The following is a 16,158-nucleotide window of genomic DNA, read 5'->3' on the forward strand; positions in this document are numbered from 1 at the left end:
GTTCGCCGGATGACTCTCAGCATGCCGCATAACGACGTTTCCACGCGTGTCGCAACCTGTTGCAAAGGGCGGAATATGGCGGCGCGCACAGTCGCAGGTGGCGTCGCAGATTGGGACTTTTCATGCGGCCTGAATAAGATAGACTTTGGTTTGTCGCGCATTTGGTTCCAAAAACCGTTGCACACTTTTTGGAATGCGCTTTAGCTGTGATCACGACATAAGGATTATCAGCATGCGCACCATTTCCCATTTCATCGGCGGCCAGACGGTTCAGCGCACTTCGGGGCGTTTCGGCGACGTCTTTGACCCCAATACCGGACAGATACAGGCGCGCGTCGATCTGGGGACGGTTGAGGAATTGAACCACGCGATGGCCGTGGCGAAGGCCGCGCAAACCGGCTGGGCGGCGCTCAATCCTCAGCGCCGCGCACGGGTAATGTTCGAGATGAAGCGTCTGATCGAACGCGACATGGACAAGCTGGCGCATCTCCTGTCGTCCGAACACGGCAAGGTCATTTCCGATGCGAAAGGCGATATCCAACGCGGTTTGGAAGTCGTCGAATTCGCCTGCGGCATCCCGCACCTGTTGAAGGGGGACTATACCGAAGGGGCGGGGCCGGGCATCGACGTCTATTCGATGCGGCAGCCTTTGGGCGTCGTGGCGGGGATCACGCCATTCAACTTCCCGGCCATGATTCCGATGTGGATGTTCGCCCCGGCGCTCGCCTGCGGCAACGCCTTTATCCTCAAGCCGTCCGAGCGCGATCCGTCGGTGCCGGTAATGCTCGCTGAGTTGCTGCTGGAGGCCGGTCTGCCCGAAGGCGTGCTCAATGTGGTCCACGGCGACAAGACGGTCGTCGATGCCATCCTCGACCACCCGGACATCAAGGCGGTGAGTTTCGTCGGCTCAAGCGACATTGCCAACTACGTCTATGCGAAGGGTGCGCAAAACGGCAAGCGGATGCAGTGCATGGGCGGCGCCAAGAACCACGGCATCATCCTGCCCGACGCCGACCTCGATCAGGCGGTGGCCGACATCATGGGTGCGGCCTATGGCTCGGCGGGCGAGCGCTGCATGGCCTTGCCGGTCGTAGTGCCGGTGGGCCAGGCGACGGCGGAGGCTCTGCGCGAACGGCTGGTCGCCGCGGCGGAAAGCCTGCGCGTGGGCGTTTCGACCGATCCGGAGGCGCATTACGGCCCGGTCGTCGGCGCGGCGCACAAGGCGCGCATCGAGCAATATATTCAGATGGGGGTCGATGAAGGCGCTGAACTGGTCCTCGACGGACGCGGGTTCAAGCTACAGGGCCACGAGGAGGGTTTCTTCCTTGCGCCGTCGCTGTTCGACCACGTGACGCCGGATATGAAATCCTATCAGGACGAAATCTTCGGGCCGGTGCTGCAAATTGTCCGCGCCCAGACGCTGGAAGAGGCCATTTCGCTGCCATCGAAGCACCCCTATGGTAACGGCGTGGCGATTTTTACGCGTAACGGCGACGCGGCGCGTGAATTTGCTTCTACCGTCGAGGTCGGCATGGTCGGCATCAATGTGCCGATCCCGGTGCCGGTCGCCTATCACTCCTTCGGCGGCTGGAAGCGGTCGGGCTTTGGCGATCTGAACCAGTACGGCATGGACGGGGTACGCTTCTATACCCGCACCAAAACCGTCACCCAGAAATGGCCGCCAAATTCGAGAAATGGCGGTCCGGTCGTCGATCAGAGTTTCGTCATTCCGACGATGAAGTAGGCGCCGGATCGAAGCTATGCGGCACGAAGCGCGACCGGTCGTCGGTAATGGCGCGGTCGCTTTCGCGGATACCCATGCCCTGCGGTTCGCCGTCGATCACCCAACTACCGATCAGGGCATAGGTGCCGCTTGCCTCGTCGCGGAACAGGTCGGCAAAGGCCTGATATATGAATGTGTTGTCGGCATAGTTGCCGTCTGTGTGCTCTATGGCGGTGGCCGCGCCGGGCGCGAACAGATCGACATTCTGCCCTTCGCGGCCGAGGGTGGGCTTACGCACAAAGGGCCGGTTGGCCGTCCGGAACGGCTGATCGCTGCGGGCGGTGTCGAGCAGATAGGGGCTGTCGGGATTCATCTTACGCATCCTGACCATCAGTAGTTTGTTGGCCATCAGCATCTTCCATGCCGGTTCGAAAAGACGGATGCGGCTTTTCAGCACGGCGTCGGTCAGGTGTGGGCCGTAGTCGTCGGCCAGAAGCCAGTCCCACGGATAGAGCTTGAACAGAAGACGGATCGGCTGATCCGCTTCGTCGACGAAGGTGCCGCCGTCTGCCGGGCTGAACCCGATACTGTCTATCGGCACGAAGACGACCTCGATCCCGGCCTCGCGCGCCACGCTTTCAATATAGGCCACCGTCCCGGTGTCTTCGTCGTGCGGAAACACGCAGCTCACGTGCAACGGCGCAGAGCGCTGTCGCGCCCCCAGCAGGCCGTCGTCGCGGTCGCGCTTCAAGGCCCGCATCCGCTCGACCAGGGCAGTGTGCAGGTCGTTATACTGGTGCGTCGCGTCAGGGCCGTGCGTGTCGGTCAGCCACGACCACTGCACCACAGCGGCTTCGAGCAGGCTGGTCGGGGTGTCGGCGTTGTATTCCAGCATTTTCGGCGGGGCTGAGCCGTCATAAGCGAAGTCGATCCGGCCATAGATGTCACGCTCGCGTGTCTGCCAGCTATGCTCGATCAGACGAATGGCGTCGGTGTCGTAACCGTAAGACGGCAGTTCCTTCGCCGTGATGATCGCCTCGACGGCTTCGAGCGCCATGCGATGACAGGCCGCCGTAGCCTCATCGATCGCGTCGATGTCTTCGGTGCTGAAATGGTAGGCCACGCCTTCGTTCCAGTAGGGGACGCCGCCCGTCGTGTGCCACAGCATGCCCTCCGCCTCCACGCGGGCCTCCCAGCCGGGACGCCGGGGCACAAGACAACGCTTCATCCGCAACAGCCGCCGCGCATCGTCGACGACTTTCCGAACCCGCCGCGCGACGAGGCCCGGTACCGGCTGTCCGAGGTGCCTTTGGCGACGTAGCCGCGGCCGGACGGATCGGCCTCGACGTCCATCCGCGACGGCAGGCCCGACGAGGTAAGGCTGTAGCCCAGCGGACGCATCCCCGAACCCGCATAGGTCGAGACGTCGCCCCGGCGATTGACATAGACCGGATAGGCGCCGGAATGGCCATCGCGCTCCCGTTCACGCCGGTAGCTGTCGTAAGACATATTGTTCATCCGGTTCGACAGCATGACCCCGGCCATCAGCGGCACGAACCAGCTGCCGCCTGACGCGGTGGCGCGGCTTTCGCAGTGACCCTCGCCATATTCCGCTTCACAACGGCCCTTTTCGGAATAGCCGGTCTGCTGGCCCTGCCATCCCCACGCCTCGGCAAAAGCCGTTTCGCACAGTTTGTCGTCGGCCTGCGCGGCCTTGCACTCGTCGAGGGTCTTATAAACCAGCATCTGCTCTGTGGTCGGTGTTGGTGCCGAGGACTGCGGCGAATCGCAAGCGCCGAGCATGGCCAGCACCGATACCGTGCCGGCGAGCATAGCGGCCTGACGCGCCCGGCGCCGATTCACTTCAGCCTTGTAGCGGCTCTGGTAAGCCTTAGTCGCATTGTGCGTAACCATTCTGGCGACCTCAGTAGGACAGGGCCGAGGCGTTGAGCAGCCCCACGACCAGGCTAAGGGCGGACAGGGCCAACGCCGCGGCGATGCAGCCCTTCTCATTGGCGGGATCGGTCAGGCGGGCATAGAGCGTTTTCCAGAAGATACGCACCACCGCATGCAACAAGATCTGAGACAAAATGCCGATCCCACCCCACAGAAGCATGTCGCCGGGATTGAAGGTCGAATGTCCGACCGACTGGATGGGTAGGGCTAGAGCAAGACTGACGGCGAGAAAATGAATGGCGACGGCGATATTGCCTTTGCGGATTTCCTCCAGTTCCCGGATCGGCGTGATCCACAGATAGACCGTTATCCCCACCAGCCAGACGATGAACCCGGTCGTCAGAAACACCAGATAGGCCGGCAGGTTGGCCAGAGAGTCCAGATTGATCAGATCCATTCGTGCCTCGTTTGCGTCACTTTCGACCGATCATAGACTCATGATGATGCTTGGCAACTGACAATTGCCGCGCGTGAGCGGCGAGGGTTCCTTATCCCACGGCTAAATCACCCCGGTAATCTTTATTGCCACACCGATATCATGATGCGCGGCGTCGGGCAGGGTCACGTGCAGGCCTTTGTCGTCCTGACGGAAGGTCAGCGGCGCGGTGCTACCCAAAGCTTCGACGCGTTTGACGTTGCCCCGCGCCAGTTTCGAGCCGCGGGCCAGGCTGGTCACGGTGATCTGTCCGTTTTCCGGGCGCCCGAGGGTGATGGCATAAAGCGCCTTGCCCTTGGTCGTGAAGCGCAGATCCTGTGGCGTATAGGGCTTTTGCTTGCTTTCACCGAACATGCCCGCACCGACCTGGGTCGGGCCTTCACCGAAGACCTGCCACGGACGCGTGCCGTAAATGGCTTCCGAAAAGCGGCCCATCCATTCGCCGATCCCTTCGACGATTCTGCGTTCCTCGGAGTCGATGGAGCCATCGCCGCGCACCGGGATGCTGAGGAGCAAATTGCCGTTTTTCGAGACGATATCGCACAGGCGGTGGATGACCGCCGCAGCAGGTAGATATTTTTTAGAGTCATAGATACGGCGGTCGTAGTGCCATTGCCCGATGCAGGTATCTGTTTGCCACGGATCGGGGCTGATTTCGGCCCGAAAACCACGCTCGACATCGGCAACATAGCCGCCCCGGGGTGTACCCTGCGGCTTGATGTTGAGGACGGTCTGCACGCTGCCGTGGCGTTTGACCGAGGCGTTGTAATAGTGGGCGGCGATATCGAGCCCTGCCTGCCCGAGAGGCAGGTCGAAGTCGTCGAAATAGAGGAGGTCGGGATTGTAGCTGTCGATCAGGTCCTTGCAGCGCAGATACCATTGCCGCGTAAAGGCCGGATTGTGCAGCGGCGGTTCTTCGGTCCACACGCGATCATTGGCTTCGTGCCATTTATTGGCATCGGCAATCGTCGTGATCCCCGGTGGCAGGGGCATGACGGCGCCGGTATAGAGTTCTTGCGGATCGAGCCCTTCCCACCATTTGCCTTTGCCATCCAGTTTGCTGAGTTTGTAGGCGTCGTAGCGTTCCCCGGCACGCGGGCCTTCGGGGTCGTAGCCGTAGGCCGTCTGGAACCAGTGCCAGGCGTGGGCCGAGTGGTTCGAGACGCCGAATTTCAAGCCGCGCTGGCGCGCCGCCTTTTCCCACCGCCCGATGATGTCGGTCTTGGGCCCGATGCGCGTCGCGTTCCAGTCGTGGAACTTCGAATCGAACATGTCGAAATTGTCGTGGTGGTTGGCCATGGCGACGAAATACTTCGCCCCCGCCTTCACATAGAGGTCGAGCAGGTCTTCGGGATTCCAGTTTTCGGCTTTCCAACGCGGATAAAACTCCATGAAGCCGAAATCAGACGGGTGGCCGTAGGTTTTGACATGGTGCTCGTAAAACGGGTTGCCTTGCTGGTACATCTTGCGGGCGTACCAGTCACCGTATTCCGGCACGCAGCCCGGGCCCCAGTGCGCCCACAAGCCGAACTTGGCGTCGCGGAACCAGTCGGGTGTCTTGTATCCGGCGATCAGCGAGTCCCATGTCGGTTTGAAGGGGCCGTCGGCGATTGCGTCGTAACCCGGCTGGGGTAATTCGACGGCATTGGCACCGGCTGTCAGTACGCCGGACAGGCCTCCGGATAGACTAAGCGTGCTGACGCCGTGTAGGAACTGACGTTTTGTGGGAAGCATGGTAAAGCCCTGTGTGAATTTCTTTTACGGAAATTAATTCCATATTTGGCATTAAATTGTCTGGCCAGATGCTCTGTGTCAATAGACTTGCGATACACCGCCGGTTATGGCTCAAACGGACGTATAAAACAGTAAAGCGCATCGCTAAGGGTGCGGCAAAAGATCCGGAGGAAATATGATTCTGCGTTCTCATACCCGGCGCTGGGTCGTGTCGGCTTCGGGGCTGACGGCGCTGGGCGCTGTATCGGCGCAGGCTGCTGCCACAAGACGCGCCTCGATTGTCGATTTCGGGGCCGTGGCGGACGACAAAACCGTCAACACCCCCGCAATTCAGAAAGCCATCGACCAAATAGCGGGCAAAGGCGGCGGCACGGTTGTCGTCCCGGCAGGCGTCTTCGTCACCGGCGCTATCTTCCTGAAACCCAAGGTTCACCTGCATCTCGACAAGGGTGCGGTTCTCAAATGCTCGACCGAGGTCGCGGACCACTTCCCGGCGCGGCGCACGCGCATCGAAGGCCATTTCGAGGCAAAATTCACCCCGGCCCTTATAAATGCCGATCGCTGCGACGGGCTGAGGATCACAGGCGAGGGGACGTTCGATGGTAACGGCCGCATAATCTGGGATAAATTCTGGGCCTTGCGTAACGCCGCCCCGGTGCCGAACGAATTTCCCAATATCGGCATTCCGCGCGCCCGGCTGGCGCTTATCGAAAACTCGAAAAATGTCCTGATCGAGGGCGTGACGTTCAAGGACTCGCAGTTCTGGAACCTGCATATCTACCGCTGTCGAGGCGTGACCGTGCGCAAGGCCAGCTTTCGGGTGCCGGACGACTACAAGCAGGCACCGTCAACCGACGGCATCGACCTTGATTCCTCTCAGGACATAACGGTAGAGGGCTGCACGTTCTCGGTGACCGACGACTGTATCGCCGCCAAGGGCACCAAGGGTCCGCATGCCCTGAGCGACACCGACAGCCCGCCGGTCGAGCGAATCCGCGTGCGCAATTGCGTCTTCAAGCGCGGGCACAACATGTTCACCTGCGGCAGCGAGGCGACTATTGTCCGCGATGTGATCGTGGAAAACTGTACCGTGACCGGCGGGATGAGCGTCCTGATGCTCAAGCTTCGGCCCGATACGCCGCAACGCTACGAAAACATCCTCTATCGCAACATCACGCTCGATGCGGCGGGGGGCAATATCGTGCGCATCCAGCCGTGGAGCCAGTATATCAATCTCAAAGGCGAAGCGCCGCCGCAGTCGCGGGTACGCAATGTGCGACTGATCGGCATCAAGGGGCGTTACGGTGGCTTCGGCAATATTCAGCCTAATCCAGGCCAGACGACCATCAGCGATATTTGGCTTAAGGACGTCTCCGTCGAATTGAAGCAGGAGAAGCTGAATATTTCCGGAGTCACCGGTCTCAGGACCGAGAACGTGACCGTCAACGGAAGGCTCGTAAACCTGTCCTGATCGCAATAAAGAATCCGTCAGTCACGGGCCTGACGGATCAAGTCGACCTCTTCCAACAGGCTGGGGGAGCCCAGAGGCCGTCACACGGAGGATCTGAATACTCCGGTAGACAAAAAACCGCCGCCTGTGTCACAGGCGGCGGTTTCCGTTTTTTAGCGCGTGCGCAGGGTGAAACCGGCGGTGACGCGGTAGCCGCCGTAGCCGACTTCGAGCACCGAAGGCGTGCCGTCGGCATAGGTCACGAAGCTGCCCTGATCCTTGCGGGTCTCCTGCTTCAGGGCGTTGGTCATCTGGAAGAAGACTTCCACTTCCGGACGGAACTTATGGCTGACCTTGATATCGACGTACTTGGATTCGTCGGTATAGGTCGGTGCGCCGGGGTTATAGGGCAGACGAACGTTCGTGTATCCGTCGCCCAGATAGTTGGCCGCCGTGTTCGCGCCGCACGCCGCGATACAGTTGAAGACTTCCGAACGCGCCTGATAGGAGATGCGGGCATTGGTCTGACCGTCATCGTACCACAGCGAGGCGTTGGCGTAGTAGCTCGGCTCACCGATCGGCGGCAGGACGGTGCCGGAGTTCGGGTCGCGGACCGCCGCGCTGTTCGTCGTCGAGGTGATCTTGGCGTAGTTACCGTCGGCGCCGAGGTAACGCAGTTTCCACGGCAGGAAGGTAAAGGCGCTCTTGAAGGAGTATTCGTCACCTTCACGCAGGAAGCCGCCGGCATTGACGTAGGTCGTGTAAGCAAAGTCGTCGTTCGACACGTCGCGCCCGGTGACGGGATCGACGGCGCCGGTGCCGGTCAGCAGCTTGGCATCGGCAACGGTACCGGTAGTGACGCTGCCGGTGATGTCATCCTCGAAGTGCGCATAGGAGAACTGCGTATCCTTGTTGGGATACCATTCGATCGACAGGTTCTTCTTCTTGGCTTTCAGCGGCTTCAGGCCGGGATTGCCGAAGGTGCCGCAGCCGTTATCCGCACCCGCGCCGTCGAAGCGCTGATCGAAGGTACAGGTCCCGGCAGGCAGCAGTTGCGCGATGCTGGGGCGCGACATCGACTTGGAGGTGTTGTAGCGCACGACCAGCTGATCCGGCAGGACCCACAGGTTGAAGTTATAGCTGGGCAGCCAGTCGGTCGTATGGCTCGACACCGCGACATTGGTCTGGGCCGTCAGGGTGTAGGTGCCAGAAGTGGCCGTGGAGGCGTTACAGTTTGCCGTGCTGGAGCAGCGAACGCTGGACAGGGTGATGAAGCCCGTGCCTTCGACGTCCGTCTTGACCATACGGGTACCGACGTTGCCGTTGAAGAGCATGTCGAAGGGCAGTTCCTGCTCGAATTCGACCATCCAGTAGGCGGCGGTCGTTTCTTCGAGGGCGTGACGATACAGCATGTCGTATTGCTTGCCGTCGCTGGCGGTGCAGACCTTCATACAGTCGAAATTATAGTGTTCCAGCGGATTGCCGCCCGCACCATAGGCCCCGGTCGCCGATTGTGCGATCAGGTTATAGAACTTGTGCACGTCGATCTGGCTGAAGCCGTTGATCAGGTTGCCGCGATCCGGGAAACCGGCGAAGAACTGGTTCGTCGGACCGACAAGCACCTGGCTCAGTATGGTCTGAAGATCGGCCGGGCGCATGGTGTAGGTGCCCTCATAGCGAGTCGACAGGTCGGTATTGGCCAGATAACCGTAATTACAGGGCAGGGCGCCTGCGGGAGCTGCCGTGCCGGTCGTGCCGTAACGCGTATCGTCACAGGCCCGCACGACGCCGCGCAGGTTCTGACGGGCGATGACGACCGGGGCCACATAACCGGCGGTGCCGTAAGGCGTGGTCGCCACACCGTTGACGATATGGGTATTTTCCGGCGAGATCGTCCGGCCCGAACCATCCCAGCCATAGGACTCGGTCTTGCGGTTGTTAAAGCCGAGCTGGAAGGTCTTGATGAAGGGGATCTTGTCTTCGAAATTGTAGGTGAAGTCGCCCTTGAGGGTATCTTCGGAGGTTTCGCTCAGCTTCGGCGACATCTGGATGCCGATATTGAAGCTGGTCCACGGTTGCTGGGCGACCGTGTAAAGGCCCGTCTGGCCGGTCACGCAGGGGTTGGTGCCGGTGGGTGTACAGGCCGCACGGTTTGCCGCTGCTGCGCGGGTAATGGTGTAGTTCGACGCATTGCCGGTATCGAAATTAGCCGGCAGCGAGAAGTTCCACAGACCGTTTTCCAGCGTCAGATTCGCCTGTCCATAGGCGTAGGACAGGCCGGGATTGATGCGGTAATCGTAACGCGTATATTCCGACTCGGCGTGACCATAGAGCAGGGTCGCCTTGATCGGTCCGCGGTGGAAATCGGCCCCGGCGGAGAAGTATTTCGAGCTAATGTCGTTGGTGTTCTGCACCTGATCGAGCGTGGTCGAACCGTCGGTGATGGTCCCGGCAATCAGGTGGTGGTTGGCATCGAATTTCAGCGAGCTGGGGATCAGGTTCGAGACGGCGCCGATAACGCCGTTGGCCGTAGCGGCCGCATTGTTCGGCGCTGTGACGCTGCCGAAGCTGATGCCGTCGTACAGATAGTAGCCCGAACCGGCAATGGCGCTGCGTACATTGCCCGTGTCGGTATAGGTCGCGCCGTTATAGGCCGCGAAGCTGCCGTTGGCTGGGAAGGCGGTCGTGGCCGAGTTGAACAGGATCTGGCCCGGCGTCAGGGTCAATTGCACGTCTTCGACGACGCGTTTGTTGTACATCACCTTAGCGTAAACATCGAGGTGCTCGTTGACGCGATAGTCGGCGCGCAGATCAACCGTTTGGCGCAATTCTTTGTTCTGGCGAACGAAATAGCGAACCAGAGACGGCGTATAATCGCCCCACTGATTGAGGCAGGTAATCAGTTCGTTGGTGCGCTGAGCCGTTGCCGCGCTGTTACCCGTCAGCATCGGGAAGGCCGCCATACATTCGGCCTTGGTCTTGGCCGCTGCCGATTTGGTGACCAGCGATAAGGGCGTTTCGGTGCTGTTGGCGAAAACCGTATTGATGCCCGCACCCGACAGGGTCGACGGGTTGAAGGTGAAGGTCTTTTCCGCCGAGTTGTCGAGATCGATCGAAGTCGTGCCGATGACGTTGCCGGTACCGGCGCCGACAAAGGCGCGCGACAGGCCCTGCGTGCCCGACGTCGAGTTCTGAACGGCGTTGTTGTCGTTCTGGATGCTCGATTGCGAGGCATTGAACAGGATGCCGAGGCGACCGTCGAAGAACTTGCTGGTCGCGATCAGATTGACTTCGGGCGTCCACTTCTTGCTCAGCGAGTTCTGAGTCATATCGTAGCGGAACGACACGAAGGGCTTCTTGAAGTCGAGCGGGCTGCGCGTCTGGATGACGATGCCGCCGCCGATGCCGCCTTCGGTTTGGGCCGCAGTATTGCCCTTGATAACGTCGACGCTCTTGATCAGGTCGGCCGGAAATTCGCGGAAGTCCTTGGAACGACCGTCGCCGTTGAAGGCCAGACCGCCGGTCGTCGAGGTGTTCTGCACGCCCAGGCCGTCGATTTCGATGCTGGTCTGCGCCGAGGTGCCGCCGCGCACGCTGACCGTTTCACCTTCGCCGTAATCGCTGCGCGACAGGGCGACGCCCGCGATGCGCGAAATGGCTTCACCGATATTCTTGTCCGGGAACTTGCCGACGTCTTCAGCGATGATCGAGTCGGTGGCCGTCTTGGCCTTTTTCTTCCGGTCGATGGCGGTGCGCTGCGAAGCGCGCACGCCGGTCACGATGACCGTCGTGGCGTCGTCATTGGCGGCGGGTGCAGCATCCTGAGCGAAGGCCGTACCCTGACCGGAGATGAAAACGATCATGGCCAGGGCCGTGCCGGCGGTCAGCGCACGACGGATTCCTGGCGTTTTGTGAGATTGCATGGTGGACTCCCTGTTGGAGGGGCTTGTAACCCCTTATTTTTATGTAGAAAAAATCCGGACTGTGCGGGTGACCGGTAATGTGCGGCAGACCTGTGTCGAGGCATGATGACTCAGCAGGGCCTTGTCAGACCAACTAATCAGCGTGCAATCGTTTCAAGTCAAGATCGATTTTGACAAGTTTGTCGGAAATTGACCACTTTTGGGGTCCGGTTGTGCCAAATATGACATCATAAAGGTCGTAAATATGATCGAAAGTGGCCGGTATAGATTATTTTTGACGTAATATAGATATTTTAAATCACATAAAGACGGCGTGTCCTCTGTCTGTCTCGGACATAAAAATACCCTGAGCTTGCGCTCAGGGTAAATTCAGGAGGCGTTAGCCAGGCTTTAGTCCCGCTGCGACCTGAATGGCAGGGCGGGCAGGCCTTCCTTGTTCATCAGGTTCGGGCGGGCGGCTTCGTCCCAGGCAAAACGCACGGCCACCGGAGTGGTAACGCTGGGGCTCGAGACGACGACGGTGTTACCTTCGATCGTCGCCGTAGCGGGGAACCAGACACCGTCGGCACCGCGTATATTGAACCAGGTCAGGGGTTTGGCGTCCTTGGCCATCAGTCCGCCACCTATATCGTCGAAGCTCAGCACGGCTTTGCCGTTTTCGACCGTCATCGCGCGGAACTTCGGACCGTTGATCACCAGACCGGATTGCTTATAGGTCTTGGCCAGAGCCAGACCGGCCAGCCGCAGGCCGACGATGATCTTTTCACGCGGGTGGATGTCGGCCAGATCGTCGACCAGATCGGTCGTGACCACCATGCCGGTATTGGGAATGCGCAGGGCGTCGGTCTGGGCTTCCCACATGCGCGGGAGTATTTCCGGCGACACGACCTGATTTTGCCGTACGATATGGTAGGTGTGCGGGGCGATCTGCACATAATAGAAGGCGAGATCCTGCCCGAACACGCTGCGCCAGCCGCCGATCAGGGCCGCCATCTTGTCGGAGTAGTCACCGAACGCACCGGGAAAGTCCGGCACCGTGATGTTCGATTCACCCTGATACCAGATCGCGCCTTTCACGCCGTAAGGGACGATGGGGGCGATCATGGCGTTATAGAGTTCGGAGGCGACGGTATTGTCGACCTTGGTGCCGGGCGCATTGCCGGTGTAGCGTTTTAGCGAGGATACGGCGGCAAAGCCTTCGGGTGCGGTCCACGGCTCGATCCGCGTGCCGCCCCAGGTCGAATCGATCAGACCGACCGGTGTCTTCAATGTCGTGTGCAGGTTCTTGCCGAAGACGAAGGCCGTGGCTGAAAAACGCGATTCATCAAGGCTTTGCGGTGTCGTGACGATCCATTTGCCTTCGACATCGGGGGCAGGGGTATTCGATCGCGTTTTCTTGATCTTGAACAGGCGGATCTGCGGATTATTGGCCAGCGACAGTTCCGTTTCCGCGCCGAAGACATCCTTCTGACCCGGTTGATTGCGGAAGGGTTTTTCCATGTTCGACTGACCCGAGGCCAGCCAAACCTCGCCGATCAGGATGTCGGAAACGGTCAGGCTGTTTTTGCCCTTGATGTTCATCTCCGCCGCCGTGGCCGAGGCGGTGAGCGGCTTGAGCATCACCTTCCATTTGCCATCCGTCCCCGCCGTGGCGCGCAGGGTCTGGCCCGCCAGCTTGACCGTGACCTTTTCGCCCGCGTCCGCCGTACCCCAAATCGCCACCGGCTGCCCTGATTGCAGCACCATGTGGTCGGAAATGATATTGGGCAGCTTGACGTCGGCATAGGCGCCGGTCGCCGCAAAGGTGGTGGCGACGGCGAGCGAAAGCAGAAGGCGGCGCATGTAAAAGTCCCTGATCGATTATTATTGCGACAGATCATAGGGTGTGCCGCGCAGCCTGACAATCAGACGAAAGTCACATCCCCGGTCTGGCGCACACGACTCAGTCGGGGGAAGATATTGTCGATGCTGTTCCAGTGCAAAACCGCGTTCGGCGCGGCGCACAGGTCCTCCAGCGTTACTACGTCGTAGTTGCGCTCCCACGCCTGACGCGCGGTCGATTCCACCCCGAACGGCGTGGCGACACCGGCCAGCATGATCGTCGTAACGGCGCGACGGCGCAGGACGACATCCAGTTCGGTGCCGTAAAAGGCGCCCCAGTTACGCTTGAAGATAGCAAGGTCGCCCGGCTGTTGAAGTCCCGGCGCAAAATCGCTGTAATTGCTGGGTAAACCGCCTTCCGGACGCGGGATGGGCTGATCGACATTGGTCGGCGGGGCTTCGACAAAATCCGTACCGAAGCCGACGTGAACCCAGATGACGAGGATGCCCGCCGCCCGGCATCTGAGGGCGAAAGTTTCGGCTCCCTCGACCACGGCTTCCGAAGGGCGCGGTTCCAGCGGTTGCGCCAGTATGCCTTTTTGCAGGTCGATCATGACCAGTGCGGTCGTGGCAGCGGTAAGAATAACGGGCTCAGACATAGGCGGCTCCATACGACTTAGACGGAGCCATGCCGCACCGGTGTGTAAAAATTCAACGGGGGAGAAGGCTACGACTTTGGTCTATAGGTCTTTTCCCTGCCGGAATTAACGCCTAAACTCACCGCAAACGCGCACATATAATCAGGGATGCTGCCTATGGATCGCCGCCAACTTCTTTCTTTCGGGGCCGTCGCTGCCCTGCTGCCGGTCGTGACCAGCGCCAGCGCTCAGGATTCGGGCAAGGTTGCTGCCGCCGATCCGGCGGTGACGCAGAAGCCGTTGCTGCCGCCACTGGAAAGCTTTCCGATCTGGCCGAAGGGCAAGATGCCGGGTGCCGAAGGCGTAACCGTCAAGGAAGAATGGATTCTACGCAACCCCAAGGCCGGTGATCCCAATGATACCGCGGCGACTCACGTCGCCGAACCGATTCTGATGGTCCGCCGCGCGGCGAAGCCCAACGGGGCGGCGATCCTGATGATTCCCGGCGGTGGCTATGTCCGCGTCGCCGTGAGCCGTGCCGGGGGCCTGTCGGACAAGGAACTGGCCGATGCCGGTACGACAGTGTTCATAATGACCTACCGTTTGCCCAACGACAACTGGGGTTCGGCGCAACTGGCCCCGCTTCAGGATGCGCAACGCGCCCTGCGCCTCATCCGACACAATGCCGCCAAATATAGCATCGATCCCAACCGTATCGCCGTCATGGGCTTCTCGGCCGGCGGGCATCTGGCCGGGTGGCTGTCGGAAAGCTTCGAACGCGAATCCTATACTCCAATCGATGCGGCAGACACACAGTCGGCCAAACCTTTGGTCACTGGCATGTTCTACCCGGTCATGACCATGCTGGCGCCCTATGCCCACACCGGATCGGTCAAGAGCATGTTCCCCGATGGCGCGACCGACGAGGACAAGAAAAAGGTGTCGCTGGAATTCAACCTGCCCAAGGACATGCCGCCGACCTTCCTCGCTCATGCGGGTGATGACAAGACGGTACCGGCGGAAAACAGCCTGATCCTTTATCAGGCCCTGCGGGCACAAAAGACCCCGACAGAATTGCATATCTTCGAATTAGGCGGGCATGGCCTGAGCGGGCAGGACTACACCACGCCGTGGACGGCGTTTGCCAAACGTCATGGTTTGTGGGGGTAAGCCTGTTTAGAGCGCATTGGCTTCGCGGAACTACTTTCCGAAAAGGGTAAAACGGCTTCTGGAGTCAAATGCGCGACAAAAACAAAACTCAGAACACGTCACGATGCATCAGGATCGGGACGTGCTCTAAGGGCGCGTATCATCCGCGTGACCGCACCCTGAGTCGATAGCCATATAACGGTCTCGGTCGCCACCACGATCAAACGTTCCAGCGGTGCATTAAAGCGTGAAGGACGAATGCGCATCTGAGCGTATTCGAGATGCCCGAGTTCCTGAATCTGAATCTCGGTGATCAGGGCTTTCAGCGCTTCGTCTCGACTGGTGAGAAAAGCCAGTTGCTCTTCCAGATGTCGGTGAACGGTGGCCTCGACGGCCTTGGTGCAGACCATAACAGCATTACGACCCATCAGGGCGGTGAGCAGACCCAGAGCGTAGCCGCCGATACCCCATAGGTTCATCGCATAGCATGGACGCGCGCCACGTTCCGGCATGGCCGCCCGGAACTTACGGCAATGATCGATCTCATGATCAAGCGTTTCGGTAAGGAACGGGAGGAGATCAGGTATCAGCCGACGTGCGACAAACGCTTGGGCGCGATAGATGCGAATGGCCCCGAATTCCCCAGCGTGATTGACCTTGAGAATACGCGCAATCGTTTTTCCGACCGATAAATCCACACCCTATTTCCCCCTTAAGTGAGGCAGGGTGTCCGGTATCGTGGTTCAAGTCAATATAATCAGGCAATCACGCGGTTCAGGGTCTGATTGCCCTTTCGCGCGGCAAGGATGGCGATGACGAATTCGCGCCGGATGGCCGCGTAATTGATCGTCGGTGCATAGAATCCCTGAAGCGCGTGATAGATGAAGGCCTGAATACGGGTGATGTCGCCACCCGTCAGGTCGGGCAGGGGATCGCTGATCAGGAGCGCCAGTTCCCGGATGATCAACGGCTCGGCCTCATCATCGGTCGCATAGGCGTAGAGCAGCAGGTCCAGCTTGCGCTCGATAGTGCGGATGTCCTGGAATTGAATGTTCACGGTCATGTCGGGTTCCTCTGACCGTGAGCGTGCGCCCGAACCCCATAAGTGGACAATGAGGTTCAAAGCCTGTGGATATCAAGGCAAAGATATTGGGTTGATCGTGATATATGTGGTTCAACCGGGGCGGGTTATTTTTCACATTTTCGTGCTTCGCGCGTGCGAAATAACTTCCCAATGCATTGATTATTATTACTTTCTGAAAATTTCTGCTCTCCGCCTGCGGTAGGCACTGCGTGTGTGGTTTTGCATACGGTGCGTGTGTAAACTT

General features: G+C 59.8%; 12 protein-coding genes. 3 read left to right on the top strand and 9 right to left on the bottom strand.

Going from position 1 to position 16,158, the window contains the following annotated elements; genetic code table 11:
- The first annotated feature begins 232 nt into the window (after positions 1-232).
- On the top strand, positions 233-1,744 hold the full coding sequence (locus tag AEYBE204_RS34085) for a CoA-acylating methylmalonate-semialdehyde dehydrogenase (RefSeq protein ID WP_023463098.1): 1,512 nt from the start codon (positions 233-235) through the stop codon (positions 1,742-1,744).
- Here the strand turns inward: AEYBE204_RS34085 and AEYBE204_RS34090 are convergent.
- The 4 genes from AEYBE204_RS34090 to AEYBE204_RS34110 all read right to left on the bottom strand — a co-directional run bounded on the left by AEYBE204_RS34090 (position 1,725) and on the right by AEYBE204_RS34110 (position 5,849).
- Positions 1,725-2,951 (bottom strand): glutathionylspermidine synthase family protein, encoded by a 1,227-nt coding sequence (locus tag AEYBE204_RS34090; RefSeq protein WP_031231079.1) that lies wholly within the window; start codon positions 2,949-2,951, stop codon positions 1,725-1,727. The genes AEYBE204_RS34085 and AEYBE204_RS34090 overlap by 20 nt on opposite strands.
- On the bottom strand, positions 2,948-3,637 hold the full coding sequence (locus AEYBE204_RS39630) for a DUF1190 domain-containing protein (protein WP_023463100.1): 690 nt from the start codon (positions 3,635-3,637) through the stop codon (positions 2,948-2,950). Before AEYBE204_RS39630 ends, AEYBE204_RS34090 begins: the two co-directional genes overlap by 4 nt.
- Positions 3,638-3,647: 10 nt before the next feature.
- Positions 3,648-4,076 (bottom strand): DUF350 domain-containing protein, encoded by a 429-nt coding sequence (locus AEYBE204_RS34105; RefSeq protein WP_023463101.1) that lies wholly within the window; start codon positions 4,074-4,076, stop codon positions 3,648-3,650.
- Positions 4,077-4,178: 102 nt separating this feature from the next.
- A complete protein-coding gene (locus tag AEYBE204_RS34110; protein WP_023463102.1) occupies positions 4,179-5,849 on the bottom strand; it encodes an alpha-L-fucosidase in 1,671 nt (556 codons plus the stop codon).
- Between the two features lie 175 nt (positions 5,850-6,024).
- Here AEYBE204_RS34110 and AEYBE204_RS34115 point away from each other — a divergent pair, with 175 nt between their 5' ends.
- Positions 6,025-7,320 (top strand): glycoside hydrolase family 28 protein, encoded by a 1,296-nt coding sequence (locus tag AEYBE204_RS34115; RefSeq protein WP_023463103.1) that lies wholly within the window; start codon positions 6,025-6,027, stop codon positions 7,318-7,320.
- A gap of 152 nt (positions 7,321-7,472) precedes the next feature.
- Here the strand turns inward: AEYBE204_RS34115 and AEYBE204_RS34120 are convergent, their stop codons facing one another.
- The 3 genes from AEYBE204_RS34120 to AEYBE204_RS34130 all read right to left on the bottom strand — a co-directional run bounded on the left by AEYBE204_RS34120 (position 7,473) and on the right by AEYBE204_RS34130 (position 13,702).
- Positions 7,473-11,222: a TonB-dependent receptor domain-containing protein gene (locus tag AEYBE204_RS34120; RefSeq protein ID WP_023463104.1), complete on the bottom strand. Its 3,750-nt coding sequence runs from the start codon at positions 11,220-11,222 to the stop codon at positions 7,473-7,475.
- Positions 11,223-11,612: 390 nt separating this feature from the next.
- Entirely contained in the window at positions 11,613-13,064 is a 1,452-nt protein-coding gene (locus tag AEYBE204_RS34125; protein ID WP_023463105.1) for a sialate O-acetylesterase, read from the bottom strand.
- A 62-nt stretch (positions 13,065-13,126) separates the two neighbouring features.
- Positions 13,127-13,702, bottom strand: coding sequence for an isochorismatase family protein (locus tag AEYBE204_RS34130; protein WP_023463106.1), 576 nt, complete (start codon positions 13,700-13,702; stop codon positions 13,127-13,129).
- Positions 13,703-13,858: 156 nt separating this feature from the next.
- Between AEYBE204_RS34130 and AEYBE204_RS34135 the strand changes: the two genes are divergently transcribed.
- Entirely contained in the window at positions 13,859-14,851 is a 993-nt protein-coding gene (locus tag AEYBE204_RS34135) for an alpha/beta hydrolase (protein WP_023463107.1), read from the top strand.
- A gap of 98 nt (positions 14,852-14,949) precedes the next feature.
- Here the strand turns inward: AEYBE204_RS34135 and AEYBE204_RS34140 are convergent, their stop codons facing one another.
- Both AEYBE204_RS34140 and AEYBE204_RS34145 read right to left on the bottom strand, forming a co-directional pair.
- The gene (locus AEYBE204_RS34140; protein ID WP_023463108.1) at positions 14,950-15,528 is read right to left on the bottom strand and encodes a demethoxyubiquinone hydroxylase family protein; all 579 of its coding nucleotides are present in this window, start codon (positions 15,526-15,528) and stop codon (positions 14,950-14,952) included.
- A gap of 59 nt (positions 15,529-15,587) precedes the next feature.
- A complete protein-coding gene (locus AEYBE204_RS34145; RefSeq protein ID WP_023463109.1) occupies positions 15,588-15,893 on the bottom strand; it encodes a hypothetical protein in 306 nt (101 codons plus the stop codon).
- Positions 15,894-16,158: the final 265 nt, after the last annotated feature.

It is taken from the genome of Asticcacaulis sp. YBE204, from assembly GCF_000495855.1.
GTDB lineage: Bacteria > Pseudomonadota > Alphaproteobacteria > Caulobacterales > Caulobacteraceae > Asticcacaulis.